The 24,479-nt window shown below is 70.6% G+C and carries 22 protein-coding genes; 9 read left to right on the top strand and 13 right to left on the bottom strand.

Features of this window, described 5'->3' with window-relative positions:
* Positions 1–188: 188 nt before the first annotated feature.
* Positions 189–1,469, bottom strand: a complete 1,281-nt coding sequence (locus HD596_RS49375; RefSeq protein ID WP_185076233.1) for an ROK family transcriptional regulator — start codon at positions 1,467–1,469, stop codon at positions 189–191.
* A gap of 242 nt (positions 1,470–1,711) precedes the next feature.
* Here HD596_RS49375 and HD596_RS49370 point away from each other — a divergent pair, with 242 nt between their 5' ends.
* The 6 genes from HD596_RS49370 to HD596_RS49345 all read left to right on the top strand — a co-directional run bounded on the left by HD596_RS49370 (position 1,712) and on the right by HD596_RS49345 (position 9,183).
* A complete protein-coding gene (locus HD596_RS49370; protein ID WP_313046553.1) occupies positions 1,712–3,019 on the top strand; it encodes an ROK family transcriptional regulator in 1,308 nt (435 codons plus the stop codon).
* A gap of 331 nt (positions 3,020–3,350) precedes the next feature.
* A complete protein-coding gene (locus tag HD596_RS49365; RefSeq protein ID WP_185076232.1) occupies positions 3,351–4,898 on the top strand; it encodes a sugar ABC transporter ATP-binding protein in 1,548 nt (515 codons plus the stop codon).
* Positions 4,891–5,901, top strand: a complete 1,011-nt coding sequence (locus HD596_RS49360; protein WP_185076231.1) for an ABC transporter permease — start codon at positions 4,891–4,893, stop codon at positions 5,899–5,901. Before HD596_RS49365 ends, HD596_RS49360 begins: the two co-directional genes overlap by 8 nt.
* Before the next feature lie 48 nt (positions 5,902–5,949).
* Complete coding sequence (locus tag HD596_RS49355; protein WP_185076230.1) at positions 5,950–7,011, top strand: ABC transporter substrate-binding protein; 1,062 nt, start codon at positions 5,950–5,952, stop codon at positions 7,009–7,011.
* Between the two features lie 70 nt (positions 7,012–7,081).
* The gene (locus HD596_RS49350) at positions 7,082–8,179 is read left to right on the top strand and encodes a Gfo/Idh/MocA family protein (protein WP_313046549.1); all 1,098 of its coding nucleotides are present in this window, start codon (positions 7,082–7,084) and stop codon (positions 8,177–8,179) included.
* The gene (locus HD596_RS49345) at positions 8,176–9,183 is read left to right on the top strand and encodes a sugar phosphate isomerase/epimerase family protein (RefSeq protein ID WP_185076229.1); all 1,008 of its coding nucleotides are present in this window, start codon (positions 8,176–8,178) and stop codon (positions 9,181–9,183) included. The genes HD596_RS49350 and HD596_RS49345 overlap by 4 nt, the downstream gene beginning before the upstream one ends.
* A gap of 165 nt (positions 9,184–9,348) precedes the next feature.
* Here HD596_RS49345 and HD596_RS49340 read toward each other — a convergent pair whose 3' ends face one another.
* Positions 9,349–10,827 carry an alpha/beta fold hydrolase gene (locus HD596_RS49340; RefSeq protein WP_185076228.1) on the bottom strand — a complete coding sequence of 493 codons (1,479 nt, stop codon included), beginning with the start codon at positions 10,825–10,827 and terminating at the stop codon, positions 9,349–9,351.
* Between the two features lie 365 nt (positions 10,828–11,192).
* Entirely contained in the window at positions 11,193–12,863 is a 1,671-nt protein-coding gene (locus tag HD596_RS49335) for a YncE family protein (RefSeq protein WP_185076227.1), read from the bottom strand.
* 177 nt (positions 12,864–13,040) lie between these two features.
* Here HD596_RS49335 and HD596_RS49330 point away from each other — a divergent pair, with 177 nt between their 5' ends.
* Positions 13,041–13,184 carry a hypothetical protein gene (locus tag HD596_RS49330; protein WP_185076226.1) on the top strand — a complete coding sequence of 48 codons (144 nt, stop codon included), beginning with the start codon at positions 13,041–13,043 and terminating at the stop codon, positions 13,182–13,184.
* A gap of 45 nt (positions 13,185–13,229) precedes the next feature.
* Here HD596_RS49330 and HD596_RS49325 read toward each other — a convergent pair whose 3' ends face one another.
* The gene (locus tag HD596_RS49325) at positions 13,230–14,036 is read right to left on the bottom strand and encodes a TIGR03619 family F420-dependent LLM class oxidoreductase (protein WP_185076225.1); all 807 of its coding nucleotides are present in this window, start codon (positions 14,034–14,036) and stop codon (positions 13,230–13,232) included.
* 440 nt (positions 14,037–14,476) lie between these two features.
* Here HD596_RS49325 and HD596_RS49320 point away from each other — a divergent pair, with 440 nt between their 5' ends.
* Entirely contained in the window at positions 14,477–15,385 is a 909-nt protein-coding gene (locus HD596_RS49320; RefSeq protein ID WP_185076224.1) for an NmrA family NAD(P)-binding protein, read from the top strand.
* 218 nt (positions 15,386–15,603) lie between these two features.
* Here the strand turns inward: HD596_RS49320 and HD596_RS49315 are convergent, their stop codons facing one another.
* Together HD596_RS49315 and HD596_RS49310 are read right to left on the bottom strand one after the other, a co-directional pair.
* The gene (locus HD596_RS49315; protein WP_185076223.1) at positions 15,604–15,831 is read right to left on the bottom strand and encodes a PNPOx family protein; all 228 of its coding nucleotides are present in this window, start codon (positions 15,829–15,831) and stop codon (positions 15,604–15,606) included.
* Positions 15,828–17,213, bottom strand: coding sequence for an MFS transporter (locus HD596_RS49310; protein WP_185076222.1), 1,386 nt, complete (start codon positions 17,211–17,213; stop codon positions 15,828–15,830). The genes HD596_RS49315 and HD596_RS49310 overlap by 4 nt, the downstream gene beginning before the upstream one ends.
* A gap of 105 nt (positions 17,214–17,318) precedes the next feature.
* Here HD596_RS49310 and HD596_RS49305 point away from each other — a divergent pair, with 105 nt between their 5' ends.
* Positions 17,319–17,762, top strand: coding sequence for a MarR family winged helix-turn-helix transcriptional regulator (locus HD596_RS49305; RefSeq protein ID WP_185076221.1), 444 nt, complete (start codon positions 17,319–17,321; stop codon positions 17,760–17,762).
* 327 nt (positions 17,763–18,089) lie between these two features.
* Here HD596_RS49305 and HD596_RS49300 read toward each other — a convergent pair whose 3' ends face one another.
* The 7 genes from HD596_RS49300 to HD596_RS49270 all read right to left on the bottom strand — a co-directional run bounded on the left by HD596_RS49300 (position 18,090) and on the right by HD596_RS49270 (position 24,462).
* A complete protein-coding gene (locus HD596_RS49300; RefSeq protein ID WP_185076220.1) occupies positions 18,090–18,602 on the bottom strand; it encodes a cupin domain-containing protein in 513 nt (170 codons plus the stop codon).
* A gap of 78 nt (positions 18,603–18,680) precedes the next feature.
* On the bottom strand, positions 18,681–19,916 hold the full coding sequence (locus HD596_RS49295) for an SfnB family sulfur acquisition oxidoreductase (RefSeq protein WP_221519950.1): 1,236 nt from the start codon (positions 19,914–19,916) through the stop codon (positions 18,681–18,683).
* Positions 19,917–19,997: 81 nt separating this feature from the next.
* A complete protein-coding gene (locus HD596_RS49290) occupies positions 19,998–20,597 on the bottom strand; it encodes an energy-coupling factor transporter transmembrane component T family protein (protein WP_185076219.1) in 600 nt (199 codons plus the stop codon).
* A complete protein-coding gene (locus tag HD596_RS49285; RefSeq protein WP_185076218.1) occupies positions 20,594–21,289 on the bottom strand; it encodes an energy-coupling factor ABC transporter ATP-binding protein in 696 nt (231 codons plus the stop codon). Before HD596_RS49285 ends, HD596_RS49290 begins: the two co-directional genes overlap by 4 nt.
* Positions 21,286–21,951 carry a biotin transporter BioY gene (locus HD596_RS49280; RefSeq protein ID WP_185076217.1) on the bottom strand — a complete coding sequence of 222 codons (666 nt, stop codon included), beginning with the start codon at positions 21,949–21,951 and terminating at the stop codon, positions 21,286–21,288. Before HD596_RS49280 ends, HD596_RS49285 begins: the two co-directional genes overlap by 4 nt.
* Positions 21,948–23,339: an LLM class flavin-dependent oxidoreductase gene (locus HD596_RS49275; RefSeq protein ID WP_221519949.1), complete on the bottom strand. Its 1,392-nt coding sequence runs from the start codon at positions 23,337–23,339 to the stop codon at positions 21,948–21,950. Before HD596_RS49275 ends, HD596_RS49280 begins: the two co-directional genes overlap by 4 nt.
* A complete protein-coding gene (locus tag HD596_RS49270; RefSeq protein WP_185076216.1) occupies positions 23,332–24,462 on the bottom strand; it encodes an LLM class flavin-dependent oxidoreductase in 1,131 nt (376 codons plus the stop codon). Before HD596_RS49270 ends, HD596_RS49275 begins: the two co-directional genes overlap by 8 nt.
* Positions 24,463–24,479 lie beyond the last annotated feature (17 nt).

Below are 24,479 nucleotides of genomic sequence, written 5' to 3'. Positions count from 1 at the left end.
ACGTCGTCCGCCTTCTGGCAGGACCGCGTCGAGCAGCCTTCCTGCCCATATTCGAGGACGTGGTGACATGGAAACCCTTCCTGACCGGGGGGACGTCAGGCAAGGCGCGCGCCGCCGCGCTGTTGCCACTTGGTGGTAGCGGATGGTGCGGGTTGCTGGAGGGTGCCGTCTCCAGGTCTGTGGGGCCGTCAGTAAGGTGCCGGCCTGCGGAGTGAATCCAAGATCGTCGTCGGATCGTCGATGATGTGGTTGACCACCATGCTCGCGGCGCCCCTGGAGGCGGCGCCGAAGCCGAGCGTGGAGGCGACGAATCGGCACTGGGCGGCGGGAGCGGCCACCACGAGCCGTTGCAGCTGATCTTGTGCGTGCGGCAGCAGCCACTGGGCCAGTGAGGCGAAGTAGCCGCCGATGACGATCACCCGCGGGTTGAACAGGTTGGCCAGGATCGAGCCGCCGAGCCCGAGCCACTCGCCGACCTGCGCCACCGCCGCCATCATCCGCCGGTCGCCCGAGGCCAGGCCCCTGGCGATGTCGGCCACCCGTTCGCCGGGATCGGGCACCGGCATGCCGGGCAACCCGTAGGCCTGTTCGGGCATGGCCGCGCGTACGAGCGCGGCCAGACCGACCTTGGTCTCCCAGCAGCCGATGCGGCCACAGCCGCATCGGTCGCCGTTGGGGTCGACCCGCAGATGCCCGACCTCGCCGGAGAATCCGTCCGCTCCGCGCAGAAGCTCGCCGCCTGAGATGATGCCGCCGCCCACGCCCACCTCCCCGGTGAGATAGACCAGGTGGGGCGTGCCGGCGGCGACGCCGGAGGTGTATTCGGCCAGGGCGGCGAGGTTCGCGTCGTTGTCCACCCGCACCGGCACGCTCCGCGGGCCGAGTATGGAGCCCAGCTGCTCGGCCAGGGGCAGGTCGCGCCAGTGGAGGTTCGGCGCGAGTGTCACGACGCCGCGTGTCACGTCCACGAGTCCGGGGACGGCCACCGCGATGCCGGTCGGGACCGATCCGGCCCGCCGCATCGCCTCCACGGCCTCCTTGGCCACGAGCCCGAGCCGGCGCACGGCGCTGTCCGGGCCGCTGCCCATCGCGTCGTGGACCACCCGGCGCTCGACCAGGCTGCGGCCGCTCAGGTCGGTGCCGTGGACCGCGATGTAGTCGACGTTGATCTCCATGCCCAGGGCGCCGACGTGCGCGCCGTGCAGCGCCACCGCCCGTCTGGGACGCCCGATCGCGCCTACGTGCTCGACACCGACCTCCCGCACCAGCCGCCGTTCCAGGAGCTCGGCCATGAGGTTGGAGACGGTGGCCCGGTGCAGCCCGGTCGCCTGCGCGATCTCGGCACGGGACAGGGAGGTGTGCTCGCGCAGCTCGCGCAGCACCAGCGACAGGTTCGCCCGGCGCAGCGTGGCGGGACTCGTCGGCGCGGCGCCGCCAGGGGAGCGGGAGCGGGACGGTCTGTACGGCACCCGCACCACCTGCCCCTTTGTTTGTCTCCGAGATCAATTAATCAGGGTTGTAACACGGCGATGTCCAACCACGCACCCCTCAAGTCCGTAACGAGTTGGCATCGCTCACTTCGGTGCACTTCGGCCACACTTCTCGCTCCAGTTATCGGAAAGTTATGCAAGTTACGAACGATTTAATACTTGTGCACGCCGGAAGTCGTGCCTTTAATTCGGCTAGCCATCTGAACTAATCGAGGAGGAGCGTGGACCACAGCCGGGCCGACGGCCACGCGACCGACTCGATGAGTCGCGGCGGGTCCGCGGGAGTTCCCGCGGATCAGGCCACCGTGCGCCGTTCCAACCTCGCCCTCGTGCTGCGTCACGTCAGCGCGTGCGGCCCGTGCACCCGATCGGCCGTCGCCGCCGCGACCGGGCTGAACAAGGCGACCGTCACCAGCCTGGTGAGCGAGCTGCAGGCGCGCGGACTGGTCAAGGAGATGGGGCCGCAGCACGCCGGCTCCGTCGGCCGCCCGGGTGTCGCGCTCGCCCTGGACGGCTCCCGGGTCGGCGCCCTCGGCATGGAAGTCAACGTCGACTACATCGCCGCGATCGCCACCGACCTGGCCGGCAGGGTGATCATCGACCGGCGCATCGGTTTCGACGCCATGGGGTCCGGCCCGGAACGCTCGCTGGACGAGCTGGCCCGCATGGCCGAGAGGATCGTCGCCGACCTCGACCGGCTCGGGATCACGCCGGCCGGGATCACCGTGGCCGTCCCCGGCCTGATCGACGCCACCACCGGCACCGTCGTCGTCGCCCCGAACCTGGGCTGGCGCGGGGTGGCGGTGACGGAGCGGCTGTCCCACGCGAACATCGCCGCGGACATCCCCGTCGCGGTGGACAACGACGCCAACCTCGCCGCCCTGGCCGAGTACACCTCGGGCGTCGCGGCGGGCACCTCCGACCTGGTCTACCTCACAGGCGAGGTGGGCATCGGCGGCGGCGTCATCGCCGGCGGCCGGCTGCTGGGCGGAGCGGACGGATTCGCGGGGGAGGTCGGCCACGTCGTGATCGATCCCTCCGGCGAGTCGTGCCGCTGCGGCCGGGTCGGCTGCTGGGAGACCAAGGTCGGGCTGGCCGCGCTGGTCCGCATGGCCACACCGGACCGCGCGTACGGCACTGGCCCGCAACTCGTCCGTGACCCGGAGGAGCGGCTGGCCGAGATCGAGCACCGACGGGCCGAGGGAGATCCCCGCGTCGACGCCGCCGCCGCGGAGGTGGGCCGGTGGCTCGGCATCGGGGCGGCCATGCTGGTCAACCTGTTCAACCCACGGGTGATCGTGCTGGGCGGGTACTTCGCGCGACTCGCCGACCTGATCATCCCCGCAGCGCAACAGACGCTGGCACGCCTGGGCATGAGCGACGCCGTCGAGCGCTGCCGGTTCGCCGCCTCCGACCTCGGCTTCGGCGCCGCCTCACGCGGAGCGGCCGGAGTCGTCGTGGAACGTGCACTGTCCGACCCCACAAGCATCTCGATCCGAACGCCTCCGACCATCCTCCCGTCCGCCTGACCGTCCTGTTCCGCACCGCCTCGGCACATCCCGCCCATTTCGCGTGCCGCGGCCATGGGGCCTGCGGTCAGGCGGGCGGGAACCCCTGTGCGATTTTCCACCCAGAACGTCCCGCCCGCCTGATCGGTCACCGGAAGCCGCACCGGCACCGTTGACGCCGACCTCGGTGCCGTAGCGGCGGTGCCAACCGGCGCCGTCAGGCGGGCGGGGCCGTCAGGTGGGCCCATCAGGTGGGCCCACCTGATGGGCCCACCTGATGGGCATGGCCACACCGTAACCGAGGGAGGCCCCTGTGCCGCGGTCACCATCCGACTCGTCATCGCTGCTCGTGATGCGAGGAATCGTCAAGCAGTTCCCGGGCGTGCGCGCCTTGGACGGCGTGAACCTTGAGGTCAGAGCCGGAGAGGTGCACTGTCTGCTCGGCCAGAACGGCGCCGGGAAGTCCACGCTCATCAAGATCCTGTCCGGTGCCCACGAACCCGACGAGGGCGAGGTGCTGCTCGACGGCTCGCCCGTACGGCTGGCGCCGCCGACCGCGGCGATGAGCCACGGAATCGCCACCATCTACCAGGAACTCGATCTGGTGGACGGGTTGAGCGTGACGGAGAACATCTTCCTCGGCCACGAGTTGGCGACCTTCGGGTTCTCCCGCCGGGCCGAGGCCGACCGGGCGACGGCCGAGCTGCTCGAGCGGCTGGGGCACGGCGAGATCCGCCCCCGCACCGAGGTGGGCTCGCTGTCGCCGGCCCACAAGCAGATCGTCAGCATGGCCAGGGCGCTGTCGCACTCGGCCCGGCTGATCATCATGGACGAGCCGTCGGCCGCGCTGGACCACGACGAGGTCGGCAACCTGTTCCGGGTGATCCGTGACCTCACCTCCCAGGGCGTGGCGGTGATCTACATCTCCCACCGGTTGGAGGAGATCCGCGAGATCGGTGACCGAGTCACCGTGCTCAAGGACGGGCGCACGGTCGCGGTGGGGCTGGCGGCCAAGGACACCCCGACCTCGAAGATCGTGGCGCTGATGACCGGCCGCAACGTCGAGTACGTCTTCCCGCCCCGGCCGGGCAGGGGAGCCCACGAGGGGCGGCCCGAGGTGCTGCGGGTGGAGAACCTGACGCTGACCGGCCGGTTCGCGGACGTGTCGTTCAGCATCAGGGCCGGGGAGATCGTCGGCCTGGCGGGTCTGGTCGGCTCCGGCCGCAGCGAGATCATCGAGGCGATCTACGGCGCGCGGCGGGCCGGTGGCCGGGTCGTGCTCGACGGGCGGACGGTGCCGCCGGGCAGCACGACCCGCGCGGTGCGGATGGGCATGGGCCTGGCCCCCGAGGAGCGCAAGGCGCAGGCGTTGCTGCTGGACCACCCCGTCGCGCAGAACATCACGCTGGCGAGCCTGAGCCGCTACACCAGGCCGCGGTGGCTGGGCTGGCTCGACCGCCGGAGCGAGTTCGCCGAGGCCGAACGGTTGTCGCAGGCGCTGGACATTCGCCCGCCCGATCCGCGCCGCCCGATCAGGACCTTGTCGGGCGGCAACCAGCAGAAGGCGGTGCTGGGACGCTGGCTGGCCGAGGACCGCAAGCTGCTGCTGCTGGACGAGCCCACGCGTGGGGTGGACGTCGGTGCCCGGGCCGAGCTGTACGCGCTGGTGCGCAAGCTGGCCGACGACGGCATCGGTGTGCTGCTGGTGTCCAGCGAGGTGCCTGAAGTGCTGGGCCTGGCCGACCGCGTGCTGGTCATCCGCGAGGGCCGGATCGTCCATGAGGCGCCGGCCGAGGATCTGGACGAGCACCGGGTGCTCGACCTGGTGATGGTCTCCGCAGGACAGAGGCCCGGATCCGATGTGGCAAATCTCCCCACCGAAGGAGCATCGCATGACTGAGGTTGATCGGGCCGCGCCGACAGGTCCGCGTTTGAAGGCGGCGGGACCGGGCGGGCGGTTCGGCCGGCTGGGTGAGGTCCGGCATCTGGGGCTGGTCGCGGCGTTGACACTGCTGGCGATCGTGGGACTGGTGACGAGGCCGGAGAACTTCGCCACCTCCTCCAACTTGGTGAGCATCCTGGCGCTGGCCTCGACCATCGGGGTGATCACTGTCGGCATGACGTTCGTGATCATCGGTGGTGGCATCGATCTGTCGGTGGGCGCGCTGATGGCGTTGGCGTCGGTATGGGCGACCACGCTGGCGACCCAGTCCTACGGGCCGGTCGTGATGATCGTGTGCGCGGTGCTGGTGGGCACCGGCGCGGGCCTGCTGAACGGGATCTTGATCGCCTATGGCCGGATGGTGCCGTTCATCGCGACGCTGGCGATGATGGTGGCCGCGCGCGGCCTGGCGCAGCGGATGTCCAACCAGCGCACACAGCTCGTGCAGCAGGACAACTCGATGATCGTGAGCCTGTCGACCACGCGGGTGCTCGGGCTGCCGCTGCTGGTGTACGTGTTCGCGCTGGTGGTGCTGCTCGGCTGGCTGGTGCTCAACCGCACGACGTTCGGCCGGCGCACCTACGCGGTCGGCGGCAACCCCGAGGCCGCCCGCCTGGCCGGCATCGACGTGCGCAAGCACACGCTGCTGTTGTACGCCCTGTCGGGGCTGTGCTGCGGGATCGCCGCGGTGCTGATCATGGCCAGGACCACGACCGGATCGTCCACCCACGGCGACCTGTACGAGCTGGACGCGATCGCCGCGGTGATCATCGGCGGGACGCTGCTGAGCGGCGGCCGGGGCACGATCATCGGATCGATCCTCGGTCTGCTGATCTTCACTGTGATCACCAACCTGTTCATCCTGAACGGCCTGAACACCGCCGACCAGCTCATCGCCAAGGGCGCGATCATCGTCGCCGCCGTGCTGCTGCAGCGGCGAAGCCTCAGAACACACACCTGACACCAGGGCCGGATCGCAAGCCTTCCGGCTTCAGCAAGGAGAGCAGACATGGACAAGAACGTCGCCCGGCGCGGCTTCCTCTTCAGCGGCGCCGCCCTCGGCGCGGGCGCCCTCATCAGCGCCTGCACCAGCAACGAGCCGGTCGCCACCCAGCAGGCGAGCGCGCCCGCCGCCGCTTCCGCGGCCAAGGACGGCAACGACGCCCCTGGCGAGAAGGTCGTCATCGGCTTCTCGGCCCCGGCCGCCGACCACGGCTGGATCGCCGCCATCAGCAAGAACGCGGCGGACGCGGCCAAGCAGTACACCGACGTCGAATTCAAGCCGGTCGAGCCGACCAACGACATCAACCAGCAGATCTCGGCGGTGGAGTCGCTGATCCAGGCGAAGGTCAACGTGCTGGTGATCTTGCCGAACGACGGCCAGCAGCTCAACCAGGTCGCCCGGCAGGCCATGGACGCGGGCATCCCGGTGGTCAACGTGGACCGCGTCTTCCCGGACAAGCTGTCGTACCGGGCCTGGATCGGAGGGGACAACTACGGCATGGGTGTGGCCGCCGGACACCACATCGGCAAGACGCTGAAGGACAAGGGCGTCTCCAACCCGGTCATCCTGGAGATCCAGGGCATCGCCACGCTGCCGCTGACCCAGGACCGCAGCAAGGGCTTCGCCGACGCGCTGAAGACGTACGGCTTCAAGGTGACCGCGCAACAGGACGCCAAGTTCACGGTGGAGTCCGGGACGCAGGTGGCCGCCAACCTGCTCCAGGCGCACAAGAAGATCGACGCGATCTGGAACCACGACGACGACCAGGGCATCGGCGTGCTGGCGGCGATCAAGGAGGCCGGTCGCAACGAGTTCTTCATGGTCGGTGGCGCGGGCTCGGCCAACGCGATGCGTGACATCCAGGCCGACAGCGGCGTGCTGAAGGCCACCGTCACCTATCCTCCCACCATGGCCGCCTCGGCGATCAAGATCGCCCGGCTGATCGCCCAGGGCAAGGGCATGAGTGACCTGCTGGAGCAGCAGGTGCCGCAGTCGATCACCCTGGCTTCGGAGACCATCACCAAGGACAACGCCGCCCAGTACCTGCCTCTCGGGTTCGAGTCATGAGGCCTGTCATCGGGATCGGCATGGTCGGCTACGCGTTCATGGCCGTACCCACTCCCAGGCGTGGCGCACCGTGGACGCGTTCTTCGACCTGCCGCTCAGGCCCTCGATGGTGGCCGTGGCCGGCAGATCCGCCGAGGCGACCGCGCAGGCCGCCGAGAAGCTGGGGTGGGCCGGCGCGGAGACCGACTGGAAGCGCCTGCTCGACCGCGACGACGTGCAGATCGTCGACATCTGCACGCCAGGCGACTCGCACGCCGAGATCGCCGTCGCGGCGCTGGCGGCAGGCAAGCACGTGATCTGCGAGAAGCCGCTCGCCAACACCGTCGCCGAGGCCGAGGCCATGGCCGCGGCGGCGAAGGAGGCGGCGGCGCGCGGCGTGCGCAGCATGGTCGCCTTCAACTACCGCCGCGTGCCCGCCATCGCGCTGGCCCGGCGGTTCGTCGAAGAGGGCATGCTCGGCCAGATCCGGCACGTACGGGCGCAGTATCTGCAGGACTGGATCGTCGACCCCGAGTTTCCCCTGGTCTGGCGGCTCCAGAAGGACAAGGCCGGCTCCGGGGCCCTCGGCGACATCGGCGCCCACATCATCGACACCGCCGAGTTCATCACCGGTGAGCGGCTGACCGGGGTGACGGCGTTGACCGAGACCTTCGTCAAGGAACGTCCCCTGGCGGCCAGTTCGGCCGGGCTCTCGGCCGGCGGCGGAACCGGGAGGGGCGCGGTCACCGTGGACGACGCGGCGCTGTTCATCGGACGGCTCAGCGGCGGCGGGCTGGCCTCCTTCGAGGCCACCCGTTTCGCGACCGGGCGCAAGAACGCGCTGCGCATCGAGATCAACGGCGCCCTGGGCAGCCTGGCCTTCGACTTCGAGTCGATGAACGACCTGTGGTTCCATGACCACACCATCGACAGCGCCGAGCACGGCTTCCGGCGGGTGCTGGTCACCGAGCCGGACCACCCGTACGCCGGGGCGTGGTGGCCGCCGGGCCACGGCCTCGGGTACGAGCACACCTTCGTCCACGAGATGAAGGACTTCCTGGAGGCGATCGCCGCGGGCACCGACCCCGCACCGTCCTTCGAGGACGGCCTGCGGGTGCAGCGGGTGCTGGCGGCCGTCGAGCAGAGCGCGGCTGAGGACAGCCGCTTCATCACTGTGGAGGGATCATGACGAGGCCGGTCACGTTGTTCACCGGGCAGTGGGCGGACCTGCCGTTCGAGGAGGTCTGCCGGCTGGCGTCGGAGTGGGGCTACGACGGCCTGGAGATCGCCTGCTGGGGCGACCACTTCGAGGTCGACAGGGCCCTCGCGGACGACTCCTACATCGAACGCAAGAAGGAGACCCTGGCCAAGTACAACCTCGGTGTGTGGACGATCTCCAACCACCTGGTCGGCCAGGCGGTCTGCGACCACCCCATCGACGAGCGCCACAAGGGCATCCTGCCCGCTCGCATCTGGGGCGACGGCGAACCCGAAGGCGTTCGGCGGCGCGCCGCCGAAGAGATCAAGAACACCGCCCGCGCGGCGGCCGCGCTCGGCGTGACGACCGTCGTCGGCTTCACCGGCTCGTCAATCTGGCACACGCTGGCGATGTTCCCGCCGGTGCCCCCGTCGATGATCGAGGCGGGCTACGCCGACTTCGCCGACCGGTGGAACCCGATCGTCGACGTCTTCGACGAGGTCGGGGTGCGCTTCGCCCATGAGGTGCACCCGAGCGAGATCGCCTACGACTACCACACCACGGTGCGGACGCTGGAGGCCATCGGGCACCGGCCGGCCTTCGGCCTGAACTGGGACCCCTCGCACATGGTGTGGCAGGACCTGGACCCGGCGAACTTCATCCTCGACTTCGCCGACCGGATCTACCACGTGGACTGCAAGGACGCCCGGGTGGCCACCCGCGACGGCCGGCGCGGCCGTCTGGCCTCCCACCTGGCGTGGGCCGACCCCCGGCGTGGCTGGGACTTCGTATCCACAGGCCGGGGCGACGTGCCGTGGGAGGCGTGCTTCCGCGCGCTCAACCACATCGGTTACGACGGCCCGATCTCCATCGAGTGGGAGGACGCGGGCATGGACCGGCTGCACGGCGCGCCGGAATCCCTCGCCTACATCCGCTCGCTCAACGCCATCACCCCACCGGCCGCCGCTTTCGACGCCGCCTTCTCCTCCGAATGACCCACCAGGCCGGGCGGCGGCCACACAGTGGCCGCCGCCCACCGTCCCCCTGGACAAGAAGGCCGCGGCGCAGCAGCCGAAACTGCGATCCTGGCCGCGATGTTCTGCTGGTCGAGGGCGACCGCCTGGCCGAGCACGCTGAGCAGACCATCGAGACGTACGGTTTCAGCCCTGCGGCTCTTCCGCCGGGCAGCGGGCGCCCCGCGCGGGCACGGTCAGCGAGATCAGGTAGTTGTCCATCGCTTCCGTGGTGCACTGGGTCATGCCGTAGATGCCGTGGCCCCAGCCCTCGTACGTCAGCAGCGTGGCCTTGGCGCCGAGCTGGCGGGCCACGTTGGCCGACCACTCGTACGGCGTGTCCGGGTCGTGCATGGAGGTGCCCACCAGCAGCGGTGTGCTCCCGGTGTACCGCAGCCGGTGCTGCGGGTTGTTGACCGGGACCTGGTGGCCCTGGCAGAGCGGCATGTCGCCCATCGGCATCGGGTTGTAGCGCAGGTCAGGCGCCACCGCGTTGGAGGCGCGCATCACGTCGGCGTACTCGTCGTAGTTGCGCAGCGACAGGTTCCAGTCCTGGCAGAGGATCGCGGTCGGAAGTTCGGCGAACTCGCCGTTCACGGGTCCGTTCCCGGGCGGGTTGCCCATGTCGTCCGGTATCGGTCCGCCGTCCAGGGCGAGCAGCACCTTGGCCTCCTGCCGCCAGACCGGCGCCTCGTTGAGCACCACGCCCAGCCACAGCAGGTTGTGCGCACTCACCGGGCGGTCGGTGAAGCCCGGCCAGTACAGCTCGCCGCGGTCCGCCTTCTCCAGCAGCCCCTTCCACAGCGCCTTGACGTCGCGGCCGTGCAGGACGCAGTCGGTGTCCCGCTCGCACCAGGCGACGAACTCGTCGAAGCTGTCCTGGACGGTGGCCGCCTCGGTCACCTGGAAGCCCTTGACGTTCAGGCTGTGGTCCATGTTGCTGTCCAGCACCATGGCCCGGATCCGGTTCGGGTACATCTCGGCGTACATCTGCTGGGCCAGCGTGCCGTACGACACGCCGTAGGAGGTCAGCTTGTCCTCGCCCAGCGCGGCCCGGATGGCGTCCATGTCCCGCGCCACGTTGGCCGAGTCGAGGTGGTCGTACAGCGGGCCGGTCTGCTTGCGGCAGTCGGCGTGCAGCTTCGCATTGAAGGCCACCCACTTGTCGTAGTCGGCCTGGCTGGTCATCACCGGGTACGGCATCTCGTTGTACACCGACGCCGTACAGGTCGTCGAGCCGCTGCGAGCCACGCCCCGGGGGTCGTAACTGACGATGTCGAACCGCCGCTGAACGTCCTCACTGAACCCAGACGGCCGCAGGATGTCATTCACCCCGGAGTTGCCGGGCCCACCCGGGTTGGTCAACAAGGAACCGATCCGCGCGGACGGATCGGTGGCCTTACGCCGCGCCAGCGCCAGTTTCACGGTGGCCCCGTACGGCTTGGACCAGTCGATCGGCACGGCCAGCGTGCCGCACTCGACGGTGGGCTCCTCCTCACACGGTCCCCAGGTGATGCCGCGCCGGCCTTCGTCGTCCGTGGCGCCGGCCGCCTGGGTCGCCGATAACGGTAAAACCGTCGCCAACATCATGAAGGCGGTGGCGAGCATGGGTATTTTTCGTCGCATAATGCTCCAAATCGTAGATCATCTGGCCTGGCCGCGGGCGCGAGTGAGTGTAGGACGGCCCTCTTCCGGTCCACTTCCGCCGGTCTTCGGCTTTGGGCGAGGTTCAAGCCGGCCGGCAGCGCCGCGACCGGCTTGGGGGTCATCGAGGTGCCCCGGTCGGCGTCAAGAGTTGAACGGGAACAATCTGATATGCCACGCGGCACACAGCGCCATGATCGAAGCGAAGGTGAATAGTCCAGCCGGCACGTACCGTCTGGCAAACATGCAGAGCCCCGCCAGGAGCGTGCCGATTCCCACCATGTACAGGGCGGCTCCGAGGATGCATGGGTGACGGCGATTCGGATCGCCGTCACCCCGTCGGGAGGTTACGCGGGGGGCTGGGAGACGACGACCACGTGGGTGGTCTTCGCCGGCTCGAGTGTCGAGTTTCCCACCAGCTGGATGACGTACGTGTGCTTGCCGGCCGTCGTCGGCGTGTCAGCGAAGCTGAACGACCCGTCGGCAGCGGCAGTCATCTTGGCCAGGGCTTTCGAGGTAGTGCCCTCGGGGTTGGAGACATTACGTACGACGGTGACAATGGTAAGCGGGAAGGTGATGCCGTCGGCGGCGAACGTCCCGTTGAATTCGAGTCGCTCGCCGACGACGCCGGTGGTCGGGCCGGTCACCGTGAGCACCGGCTGGTACAGGCCCACCTTGACGATGGCCGAGGCGCCGCTGCCCCTGAACCATGAGTTGCCCGGCCAGTACAACCGATATTCGTACGACCCCCATTTCGGCGCGGTATCGGTGAACTGGTACGTGCCGTCCGCCTCCGTGGTGACTTCCTGGAAGGGCCGGGAGGTACCGTCGGGGAGCCAGCGGTACAGCTCGAGCGTCTGCACGCCGGGCAGCGCGCCGGTGCTCAGCGTGAGCCGCCCGCTGAAGGTCAGCTGCTTGAGCGCGGTCGCCTCGGAGGGAGCCGTCATGGTCAGGGTGGAGGCGTGGTAAGGCGAACGCGGCAGCCGCCAGAGGTGCATCCGCCCGGTGTCAGGCTCCTTCAGCACCGCGTAGGTGAGTACGCCGTAGAAGGCGATGCTGCCCGGCACCAGCGCCTTCCCCTGGTGGCCGGCCGAGTAGATCACCTCCGCGGTGGCCGGGTCGTACACCACGATCTCCGCCGCGTCGCCCGCGGAGGAGTTCCAGCCGCCCACGACATAGGCTCCGTCCGGGCTGGCCGCGACGGCGGTGGGCAGGCCGTGCTCGCTCAGCTCGCCGCTGTCGTAGGCGCGTGTCTTGGCGTTGGTCGTCGTGTCCCAGGCGTCGAACTGGTGGGTGTCGGCCAGCGCCGACAGCGCCGCTGACCCGTAGTCGCCGAGGGCGAGGTCCCGCAGGGACGTGTCAGCGCGGATCTCCCCGCGCGGGGTGGCCGGGGTGCTGCTGACGTCGTACACCCTGATCGAGGCGGGGTCGGCTCCCGGCTCTCCCGCCACCAGAGTGCTCCCGGCGACGGCGACCAGCGGAGGCTGCGTCGTGCCTGGCCCGACCGGGACGAGGGTGGGGGTCGGCCTCCACAGCTCGAGAGCGACGACGCCTCCTTCCCCCGCTTGGCCGCACCCGTATCCGACCCACAGCCGCTCGTACGACTGGGCCAGCGTGGACGGGCACGGGTAGGCGGTGAGGTCGATCCGCTTGGTGATGGCAAGCGTTGCGATGTCGATCTCGATCACTTCATGCGAATCGCGCAGCGCCGCGTACACCTTCCTGCCGTTGTCCGCCACGGACAGCGCCACGGCACCGGACAGGCCGCTGATCGTGTCGATGAGCGCGCCGTCGCTCTTGGTGACCACGATCCGATCGTCGGCGGCGACGAAGATTTTGCCGCTCTGTGCCACCACGTCGCCGCCTCTGTCGGCGGCGACGCCGAGGTCGGTGACGATGTCGGCGGCCGAGGCGGCGGGTGCCTGAACGACGAGCAGGACCGCTGCCAGGAGCAGGGACCCGGCCAGGGCGGCTAATCGGTGGGAAAGAGGAGGACGGCCAGAGCTTGTGAGGCGCACATGCACTCCATTCTGGAGGACGATTGTCGAACGTATGTTCGCACATTGGATCATCGTCGTCCAGAACGGCCTCAGACAAGGTGGTCCCATCGCCCGCCGCCCCGGACGGACCTCGTTATCGTCGGCGCGGTGTCGCCTTCGGAGCACATGCCTGCAAGGCCGGCCAACATGCCTGACGTGCCTACTTTGGCCTGCTGGGCGGCCCGGCGCAGGCGCCCGAGGTCCTGGCGGCGCCGTGCTGCCGCCGAGTCGGCGCCGATCCTGGAGGCCCTGGAACGCGACCCGGCAGGTTCCGGCTACATCGCCCGCCTGTGCTGCTGAATGCTCCCGCAGCCGCCGAGGTGCCGCGCCCGCACCGCAGGTGCTTCACGCGGGCGGGCCCGCCTTCACACGCTGCACCAGCCGTTGCACCGGCCCCCGGTAGCCGTGGAGGTGCTCCAGCCACCACGTGGCGCCCGCCTCGGCGTAGGCCCGCACCGGCGAGCCCGGCTCGCTCACTCCGATGACCGCCACCTCGAGATCGCCTGCGCCGGTCCGGTGCCGGCGCAGCTCGCTGACCTGAGCGGCGAGGGAGTCGGGCGAGAGCGTCATGCGGCCCTCCTGGTCGTCGCCGGCGACGATCCAGCCATCCCAGCGGGCGGCCCGCCGAAGGGCGCCTGCGGCCGTGCCGCCGACCCACACCGGGACCCGAGGGCGCTGGAACGGCAACGGCGCGAGCCGCACCCCGTTCACGGTGTAATGAGCGCCCCGGTGATGGACCTCGTCACCGGACCAGAGCGAGGTCATCACGTCGAGTGCCTCATCAAGCACCGCCCCGCCGGGACGCGCCGAGCCGAAGGCGGTGAACTCCTCCCGCACGCCGCCCAGCCCGGCTCCCAAGATCACGCGGCCGCCACTCAGCCTGTCGAGCGTCGCCACGGTCTGGGCCAGGATCTCCGGGCGATGCCGGGCCACGGCCGTCACCGCCGTGCCCAGCCTGATACGCGAGGTCGCCTGGGCCGCAGCGGCCAGCGCCACCCACGGGTCCGCCGACGGTGTGCCCCAGGCGAAGGCCAGATGATCCCACACCAGCACGGCGTCCCATCCGGCCGCCTCGGCCGCCCTGGCGAGAGTGACCAGGCGCGCCGGCTCCGCGAGCTCACCGAGGATCGCGACGTCGATGCCGTAATGCATGCCCACACCCAAGCACCCGGCACCGACACTTCCGCCATCAGATACGACAGCCTGGAGGACTTCGTCGCCCGCGGCTCGGCGCTGATCGGCAGCCCCGCTCAGATCACCGACAAGCTGCTCGCCCTGCACGCCGACTTCGGCAACGACCTGTTCGGCGTCGGCTTCGAGGGCTTCTTCTGCACCGACGCCGCCACCACACGGGGCGCACGGTGGCCGAGCCCACTCCCGCCACGCGGGCGATCTGCTCCAGGGAGGCTCCGGCGCCGTGCGTGGCGACCTCCTCCTCGGCCACGGCGAGGACGCGGGCATGGTTGCGCCGGGCGTCCGCGCGCTGGCGGTCGGGCATGGTGTCATCTCCAGTGTTGCTAAGTGGCGGGGCCCGCCGTATCGTATCGCACAGAAAACGGCGGCCCCCGCCGTTTATAGTCCTAGGGAGCATCATGCCCGCATCATCCGCGCCCGTCCTGGTCATCGGCGCCACCGGCAGACAGGGCGGCGCCACCGCCCGCGCCCTGCGCGCAGCCGGCATCCCCGTCCGCGCCCTGGTCCGCGACCCGGCCACCGACCGGGCCAGAGCCGTCGAAGCGCTCGGCGCCGAACTCGTCACCGGCGACCTCCACGACCGCGACTCGGTGATCCGGGCCGCCAAGGACGCCCGCGCCGTCTTCTCCGTGCAGATGGCCCCCCTGACCACCGCAGGGTTCGACTTCGACGATGAGGTGGCCCAGGCCGTCAACCTCATCGAAGGCGCGAAGGCCGCGGGAGTGCCGCAGTTCGTGCACACGTCCACCAGCGGCGCCGGCCGCCACATCGAGGGCCCCGGCCGAGAGGCGGTGGCCGCCCCGCTGAACGCCAAGGCCGCGATCGAGGAGCGCGTCCGCACGGCCGGCTTTCCCCACTGGACGATCCTCAAGCCGGCCTTCTTCATGGACAACTTCCTGCCGTCCATGGCGTTCCTGTTCCCGCGCGGCGTCGCGGGCGGCCTGGTGAGCGTGATAAAGCCGCAGACCCGCCTGTCCCTCGTCGCTATCGACGACATCGGCAGGGCGGCCGCCGCGGCCATCGCCACGCCGGAGCGCTTCGACGGGGTCGAACTGGAGCTGGCGAGCGACTATCTGCCGATGACGGAGATCGCCACAATCCTCTCCCGCGCGCTGGGCACGCCCCTGGTCGCGCCGGACATGACCGAGGAGCAGGCACTCGCCGCCGGCATGCCGGCGATGGGCAGCTCGCACGAGTGGTTGAACGTGGCCGGCCAGCCGGCCCGGCCCCAGTACGCCAGGGACCTCGGCCTCCCGCTGACCAGCTTCGAGGAATGGGCGCAGCAGCACCTGCGACCTGCGGCCTGACCCACTGAGCGACAGTCAAGTGCCCGCCGTGCGCACGATTCCGCGGACGCACATTCACTGCGTCGCCGGCGTACCGGAAAGCATCGAGCGGCGGCCCGTCCCAGCGATACAGCCCAACGGCGGCCCGGCACAGGTACGGTGGCCGGCGAGGGAACGCTGTGCCGGTAGCGGGCAGTGATCGCCGGTCGTCGGCGACGGACCCGGATCGTGGCCATGAGTCAGGTGTCGACGGGTTGTCCTGCGGCGCGGCCGTCGCGCGCGATGTCGCGGAACTTCTTGGAGCGGGCGAGATTGCGCCCGCCGATCTCGATGAGCGTGCCGGTCTCGTCGAGGGACCAGCCGACGGGTACGACGTGCGGCATGCCGTCGGCGCCGACGGTGGCCAGGCGCCCCAGCAGCCGCTCGCCTCGCAGGTAGGCCAGCTCGCGTTCGCTGAAGAGGCTCATGCCGGCACCGTCCGCAGGACGCGCACGGCGTACGGCGAGACCGCGACCCCGAGGACCGCCACGCCTCCCGCCAGCCAGAACAGGATGGTGAAGGCCGAGTCGGGCACGGCCACGGCCCGCCCGCCGCTGCCGGAGGCGATCACAGCGGCGGCGAGCTGGCTGCCGACGACACCGCCGACGGTGCGGGCGATGTTGTTGAGCCCGTTCGCGGTGCCGGTCCTGGCCGGTGGCACGATGTCGGCGATCAGCTTGGGCAGCGCCCCCATGACGAGCCCGGACCCCGTGCCGACCATCCCGTAGAACACCAGGTGATGCCAGTACGCGCCGTGCGCCATGGCGATCAGCGCCGAGCCCGCGGCCATCGCCAGGAACCCGATCGCCAGCGGCCAGCGGGAGCTGAACGCCTCCGAGATCCGGCCGACCGCCATGCCCGCCGGGATGATGGCCAGCATGCCGGGCAGCATCAGCAGGCCGGCGACCGTGACCGAGGCGCCGAAGCCGGCCCCGTCCGGGCCGGGCTGTTGCTGGGCGAACAGCGGGATCGCCACGTAGAAGAAGTACGACCCCGCGCCGAACAGCAGCGCGGCCAGGTGCGTGGCCAGCATCGGCCGGTCGGTCAGCTCTGCGACGTCGATGAGCGCGTCACTCCTGCGCCGCTCCAGAACCAGCAGGGCGGCCGCAAGCAGCGCCCCGAGCGCGAACAGGCCGAGCACCGGCGCCGAGGACCACCCCCACGAAGGGCCCTGGGTGAGGGCGAGCAGCACCGCGACCAGGCTGAGGCCGAGCAGCAGCGAGCCCGGCACGTCGAGCCCGCCGGAGGCGGCGCGCTCACCGCGAGGTACCCATCGCGCGACCATGCCCAGGCTGATCAGCGCCAGCAGCGCGCCGAGGACGAACAGGTAGCGCCACGACAGCCGGTCGGCGAGCAGTCCGCCGACCACCAGCCCGGCTCCGGCCCCCGCCCCGACGATGCCGGACACCAGGCCCATCGCGGACGCCAGCCGTTGTCTGGGCAGCGCCTCGCGCAGGATCGCCATCGACAGCGGCACCACCGCCAGCGCCGCACCCTGCACGACGCGGGCGGCGATGAGCTGGGCGATGTCCTGGGCGAGCGCGGCGCCGGCCATGCCGACGGCGTACGCTGCGAGCACGCCGACCATCACGCGGCGCTTGCCGTACAGGTCGCCGAGCCGTCCGAGCAGCGGGGTGAGCACCGCGCTGGACAGCAGGAACGCACTGAGGATCCAGGCCGACCAGGCCGGGGTGGTGCGCAGTTCGCGGGTGAGCAGGCCGAGTGCGGGAACCACGACCGTCTGCATCAGGGAGTAGCCGAAGACCGTCGTGACGAGCGCCGTCACGATCTGCCGGGGGGATGTCGGCATGGTCTCACCTCCAGAGTTAATTAGCACTACGAACAGTTCGTAGTCCTAACAACATAGTTAGGACTACGAACTGTTCGCAACTACACTCGGCGGCAGGAGGTGCGGATGGAGAGCGCGACGGACGCCGGGGCGCCGCCCGGGCTGGGCTTCGCCGCGGCGCTGGTGCGGATGTCGCACCTGGTGCAGCACGTCTTCGCCGACGTGAGCCGCGAGCGGGACGTCACCCCACAGCAGGCGCAACTGCTGTGCGTGCTGACGAGCGGCGACGGGGTCGGGATGACGGACCTCAGCAGGCTCCTGCACCTGGAGAAGCCGAGCCTCACCGGGCTGGTGGACCGGGCGGAGCGGCGCGGCCTGGTCCGCCGCGTGCGCGACGACGCCGACCGGCGCGCGTGCCGGGTCGAGTTGACGCCCGAGGGCGAGGAGCTGGCCGTACGGGTGCACGGGGAGATCGTCAGCAGGCTGGAGGCGCTGGCCGCGGACCTGCCGGGGGAGGACAGGCTGCGGGTCGCCGACACCTTGACCATCCTGCTCGCGCAGACCCGCTAGCGAGCGCTTCTCCGGGCAGTCACAAGATGGCCTGGCAAGGGCCCACCTGACGGCGCGTTGGGAGCCGGCGCACTGCGCCTGCCGATAATGTCATCTCGCCGTTGTGCGCCGGCACCGCGATCTGTGACCGTGCTCGGCATCACGGTCCGCACCCTCCACCGTGTGGGAGATCCTCAAGCAGGAAGGCGCTGGTCAGGCACCTGAGCGGGCGTCCAGCACCTGGCCTGACCTTCCTGCGCTCGCAAGCTGAGGTGCTGCTGGCCCGCGACCTCATCGAGACCGTCACCCTCTGGAGGTCGGCCACGACTTGACCGCTGGTGATCTCGATCAGCGGACGCCGAGCGCCTCGCGCAGCCCCGGGCTCGGCGGTGAGGCCTCGTCGGGGGAGCCGGGCGTGCGGCGCAGGAACCCGTCCACCACCTCGTAGTGGCCGATCCCGCGCAGCGGCGGCGAGTAGACGTGGATCGTGATCGCGCCCGCCTCGTGATCCATCCGGTGGATGCCGGTCCCGGGAAAGGAGAACGACTCGCCCGCTCCGTAAATCCCCACCCGGCGCGTGCCTCCGATCGGTAGCCCCTCGTTGGACACCCTGCCCGCCAGGACGTGCACGCCGACCGCCGATCCGTCGTGGTCGTGGAAGCCGGTGTCGCGAGCCTCCCACCACGTGTTGAGCCAGGCAATGGAGTGCTCGTCCGACCAGAGCAGCACGTACCCCCCAGGTCCGCTTCGCGGCAGCTCGCCGATGTCGACGAGCTCCGCGGCCCGACGAGCAAGCTCGGCGCATTCCTCCGGCTCGTACGGGCGGTGGGTAGCGGCGAGGGCGGCGAGATCAGTGCTCATAATTCCCACTTTCTCTACTAGAAAGACATGGAAAAGCTAGCACGAGATCTCCGCCGGCCCGGCGTGCCGGAGGGAGTGTCAGATGCCGCCGTGGTTCGGCGGGAACCGCCCGTGCAACGCGTGGACGCCGAGGTGGTGGTACTTCCAGCGTTTCGGGTCGTGGAGAGTGTGCGTGCGGGCGTTGCGCCAGTGGCGGTCCAGAGCGTACTTCTCATCGGTCGAGCTCGTTCCCGCCAGCTCGAACAGCTCGTTGGACAGCTTGACCGAGACCTCGGCGGCGAAGACCTTGGCGGCGGCGACGGCCAGTGACGCCTCGCCGGCGACTCGCTCGCGCTCCGCGAGCGGCACGCCGGGGTCGCCGAGCACGGAGTTCGCCGCGTCCAGCGTCTCCGCGGCCTGGCGGACCAGGGCGTGCGCGGCGCGGCGTCGTACGTCCAGCCGTCCGACGTGGCCGATGAGGTACGGCTCGTCGGCGGCGTTCTCCACGCCCGACTCCCACCACGGCCGGGTCCGCTCGGTGACGTACCCGGTGGCGTCGGCCAGGGCCGCGTCGGCGATGCCGAGGTCGACCGCGGCGTGCAGGATCTGGCCGTAGGCGCCGTGCACCTGCGGACGTTCGAAGATGCGCCACCGGGGCAGTACCCGCTCCCGGGGCACCCGCACGTCCGACAGCGTGGTCGTCCCGCTGATCGTGCTGCGCTGGCCGAACGCGGTCCAGTCGTGGACGACCTCCACACCGGGCGCGTGCCGCTCCACCATGGCCACCACGAGGCGGTCGTCGGGGTTCAGGGCCATCACGGGGATCCACTGCGAGGTGTAGGCCCCCGTGGAGTAGTACTTGGTGCCGGTGACGAGATGGTCGCCCGATCCGTCCCCGGCCGGGGTGAGCCGGGTGCCGATGTTCGTGAGGCCGAGCTTGCGGCCCCGTTCCGAGGTGGCGTTGCCCAGCCACCTGCCGCGCAGCACCTCGGCGGCGAAGAAGGCGCGCTGTGCCTCGTCCCCGACGAGGCGCACGATGTCCAGGGCGACGTAGTGGTTCTGCGGGATCTGCCCGATGCTCGGGTCCGCCTGGGCCAGCAGGCGCGTCACCTCCGCCAGGGTGCGCGTGCTCACGCCGGCGCCGCCGTGTACGCGGGGGATGGTGATCCCGAGCAGGCCGCCGGCTCTGATCAGCTCGACTTCGTCGGTGGGGATGGAGCGGTCGCGGTCCCGCTGGGCCGCGGTCGCGCCGATCTTGTCCGCGACGTCGGCGGCGACGCGGAGGGCTTCTTCGTCGGAGGCGATCACGTGCGCGTCGGTGAGGTGCGTTGTCAACGTGCTTCCTTGCTGTGGTGCTGGGGTGGGGTGCTGGGGTGGGGTGCTGGGGTGGGGTGCTGGGTGGGGTGAATCAGGAGGTCAGTCCAGGCCGCGGGCGCTGATCGCCTCGCCGACGGCCTCCGCGGACCTGATCAGGCTGACGATCACGGGCACCACCATGTGGTGCTGCCGCCGGGACAGCCCGCGGGCCACGTACGCCTCGCGTGCCTGCCGCCAGGCGGTCAGAGCCATCGGCACGCTCCGGATGGTGAGCGCCAGGACCAGCGCCACGCGCTCGGGCCGTACGCCGAAGGCCCGCAGCGGGCGGGCCAGCCGCTCGAAGAGCTCCAGCATGTCGGCGACCCTGGTGGTGAGCGTGACCAGCCCGGCGAGCACGACCGCGGTGAACAGCTGGGCGGACAGGACGACCGCGGTGCGCCAGCCCGCCGTGAACGTCTGGAAGGCCAGGATGACGACGAGGAACGGCAGCAGGCCGACCACCGTGGTGCCCAGGTGCCCGATGCCGACCCGGCTGACCGGGTATGCCAGGCACACCAGGGCCGCGCAGGTCAGCGCCGCGACCGGATCTCGGACGAAGAGCGTCGCCGAGATCACGACGAGCAGGGCGAGCAACTTCGCGCCTGCGGGCAGCCTGTGCAACAGGCTGTCCCCGGGGACGTAGACGCCGAACGTGTTCATCGGGCCGGCACGACCTCGGAGTCGATCAGCTCGATGTACCGGTCGACGGCCTCGGCCGGCGGACCGTCGAAGGCCACGCGCCCCTCACTGACGACCAGGACCCGGTCGAAGTCCGCCAGGGTCTCCAGCTGGTGGGTCAGCAGGATGACCTGCTGGGGGAGCGAGCGCAGCGTGTCGACGACGATCCGGACGTTGCGCCGGTCGAGCAGGGTCGTCGGCTCGTCGCAGACGAGGATCTCCGGCTGGGTGACCAGCACCGCCGCCAGCGCCAGCATCTGTTTCTGGCCGCCGGACAGCAGGTGCGCCTGGTGGTCGTGGTGGTCGCCCAGCCCGTACCTGGCCAGGATCTCGGCGACCAGCGTCGCCGCCTCCTCCTTCGGCAGGCCGCGGTCGCGCAGGCCGATCGCCACGTCCTCGGCGACGGTCGGCATGATGATCTGCGAGTCGGCGTTGGAGAAGACGAAGCCGACCTTCCTGCGGACGGCGCGGGCCTGCTTCCTGGTGTCCAGGTCGTCCACCAGGACCTGCCCCGAGTCGGGCACGATCAGCCCGTTGAGCAGCCGGGCCAGGGTCGACTTCCCGGAGCCGTTGGCGCCGATCAGCCCGATCCGCCGCTCCTCCAGCCGCAGGGAGATGCCGCGCAGGACCGGGCGGTCGCCGTACGCGTGCGTGACGTCCTTGAGCTCGATCATGCCTGCCCCCGCGGGCGCCCGGCGCGCGGGACGGGGTACGCGCGGTGCACGCCGGCCGCGATGGCCGCGGCGAGCACGGCCTTCAGCAGATCGCCCGGGAGGTACTGGGCGGCGCTCAGGACCGTCGCCAGCTCCCAGCTCCCGGTACGCCACGCCGTGACGGGCACCCCGAAGGCGTAGATGACCACGATGCCGCCGATGACGTTGAAGAGCAGGCCGGGCCAGAAGCGGTACTTCGGCAGGATCCGGTCCACGAGCAGGCCGATGACGTACGAGCCGAAGATCCAGCCGACGAGGTACCCGGCGGAGGCGCCGGCGAAGACCCCCAGCCCGCCGCGCCCGCCGGACAGGAGGGGAAGGCCGGCCGCGACGAGGACGAGGAAGGCCACGATCGCCAGGGCGCCGCGCCGCGCGCCCAGGATGCTCGGGGCGAGCATGACGCCGAGCGTCTGGGCGGTGATCGGCACGGGGGAGCCGAAGATCGGTATCGCGCCGGGCAGGCCGAGCACGGCGATGAAGGCCGCGAAGAGCGCGATGAGCGCGAGGTCGCGCGGCGCGAGCGCGCTCTTCGCGCCAGGGGAGGCGTCGCCCGCCTGCTCGGTGGCGGAGATGCCGGTGGCGGCGCTCTCCTGCGCGGGCCCGGGGGAAGTGTTGTCGGTCATGACACGGCCTTCTCTTCGTGATTGCGGTGGGGGTACAGGCGGCGGCGGCCGGCGGGGTGGTTGGCGGTGAGCCGGGCGGGTCGCCCGGGGAACAGGCGTTCGCGCAGCGTGAGGCCCTCTTCGGTGGGCTCGGTACGGGCCAGGCCGCGCCGGCGCAGCTCGGGCAGGACACCGTCGATGAAGTCCCGGTACGTTCCCGGCGTGGTCGCGGCGATGACGTTGACCCCGTCCACACCCGCCGCGCGCCACTCCGCGAGCTGGTCGGCGATCCGTTCCGGCGTGCCGACGACCCGGCGGCCCATCCGGGCGGTCAGCGCCGTGCCGAGCGTCCACTCCTGGTCGGGGGCCGATTCCCGCAGGCTGGTGAGCCAGCCCTGCTGGGTGTTCGTCCTGATCAGCCGGATCGGCGTGTCGAGACCCAGTTCGGTCACGTCGCTGCCCACGGCGCTGGAGAACTGGGCGGCGAAGGCGGTCTCGCTCAGATGGGCGCGGATCTCCGCGTCCTTGCCGGCGGCCTCGGCCTCGGTCCCGCCGACGACGAAGGACAGTCCCGCGAAGAACAGCAGGTCGTCGGGGTTGCGGCCGTGCCGCCCGGCGCGGGCGCGAATGTCGGCGATCTGCTCGTGGGCTCCGAGCGGGGTCACCGCGTCGATGAAGACGCCTTCTGCGTGCCGGGCGGCGAACTCCCTGCCCGCCTTGGATGACCCGGCCTGGAACAGCACGGGGGAGCGCTGCGGCGACGGCTCGCACAGATGGGGGCCCTCGACCCGGTAGTACGTGCCGGCATGGTTGATCTTCCTGACCTTGGCCGGGTCGGCGTACCTGCCGGTCGAGGGGTCCGCGAGCACGGCGTCGTCGGCCCAGCTCTCCTCCCACAGCCGGTAGACCACCTCGGTGTACTCCTCCGCACGCGCGTAGCGCTCGTCGTGGTCGGGCAGGTCGTCGAGCCCGAGGTTGCGCGCGGCGTTGGACAGGTGGGAGGTGACGATGTTCCAGCCCACCCGCCCCCGGCTCAGATGGTCCAGCGTGGACACCCGCCGTGCGAAGTTGAACGGCGGCTCCTGCAGGATCGACTGGGTGAACACCAGCCCCAGGCGGCGGGTGGAGGCGGCCAGCGCGGACAGCAGCATGGAGGGATCGTTCGCCGGGACCTGAACGCCTTCGAGGACCGCCTGCGCGGGGCTCCCGCCGTAGGTCTCGTGCACTCCGGCCACGTCGGCGAGGAACAGCGCGTCGAAGTCGGCGTCGTCGAGCAGCGCGGCCAGCTCCAGCCAGGCGCCCAGGTCGGCATAGTCGCGGTGGCGGCTGTCGGGATGCGTCCACAGGCCGTGCAACAGGTGCGAAACGGTGCTCATGGTGAACGCGTTGAAGAGCAGATGGTCAGGCATGGGCGAGGTCCCGCCCCCACAGCCCGGCGCGGCGCAGCTCGGGCAGCACACCCTCGCCGAACCAGTACAGCTCCTCCAGCTGCGGATAGCCGCTGAGGATGAACTCGCTCACCCCGATCTCGGCGTACTCGGCGACGAGCCTGGCCACCTCGGCGTACGAGCCCACGAACGAGGTGCCCGCTCCGGCTCGTACCAGGCCGGGACCCGCCCATAGGCCAGGGTGGACCTCCAGGTCCCTGGCACGGCCGAGGACGCCCTCGTTGAGCGAGAGCATGCGCCGCTGGCCCTCCGAGGCCCTGGCCCGCAGCTTCTCCTGGGCGGCCCGCACCGTGTCCTCGTCCAGGGCGTCCAGCAGGCTCTGCGCCTGGGCCCAGGCCGCCTCGGACGTGGAGCGCGCGATGGTGTGCAGGCGGATGCCGAAACGGATCTCGCGCCCGGCGGCCCGCGCGTGGGCGCGTACCTCGTCGAACGTGGCGGCCAGCTGGTCGGGCGGCTCCGCCCACGCCAGGTACACGTCGGCCTGGCGGCCCGCCACCCCCAGCGCCTCCTGGGACGAACCGCCGAAGTAGAGAGCCGGCTGGGAATCGGGTGGTTCGGGCAGCACGGCGTCGCGCACCTCGTAGTGATCGCCCTCGAAGTCGTAGGGTGCGCCCTTCCAGATACCGCGCAGGATGGTGAGGAACTCCTCGGTACGCCGGTAGCGGTCGGCCTTGGCCAGCCCGTCCCCGTACCGCCGCTGCTCGGCGTCGGAGCCGCCGCTCACCACATTGAGCAGCAGGCGTCCGCCGGTGAGGTGCTGGAAGGTCGCGGCCTGCTGGGCGGCCAGAGTCGGGCTGATCAGCCCGGGCCGGAACGCCACGAGGAACTTCAGTCGCCTGGCGTACTGGGCGATGGCGACGGTGCTCAGCCAGGCGTCCTCGCAGTGCGACCCGGTAGGCGTCAGAACCGCCTCGAAGCCGAGGTCCTCCGCGGCCAGGGCGATCTGATTCATGTACCCCAGGCCGAACGGGCGATATCCGACTGCTTCGCCGTCCTCCTTACCCTCCGCCCTGGTCCGGTTCTGGTGCCACAGGGCGCGGGTGTCGCCGTGGGTCGGCAGGTACCAGTGGAACTTCACCGTCATGCTCTGCAGGCCATCCT

Origin of the sequence: Nonomuraea jabiensis, from assembly GCF_014204795.1 — a bacterium.
Taxonomy (GTDB): domain Bacteria; phylum Actinomycetota; class Actinomycetes; order Streptosporangiales; family Streptosporangiaceae; genus Nonomuraea; species Nonomuraea jabiensis.
Note: the sequence above shows the minus strand (reverse complement) of the source record. Positions and strands in the feature narration are given on the sequence as shown.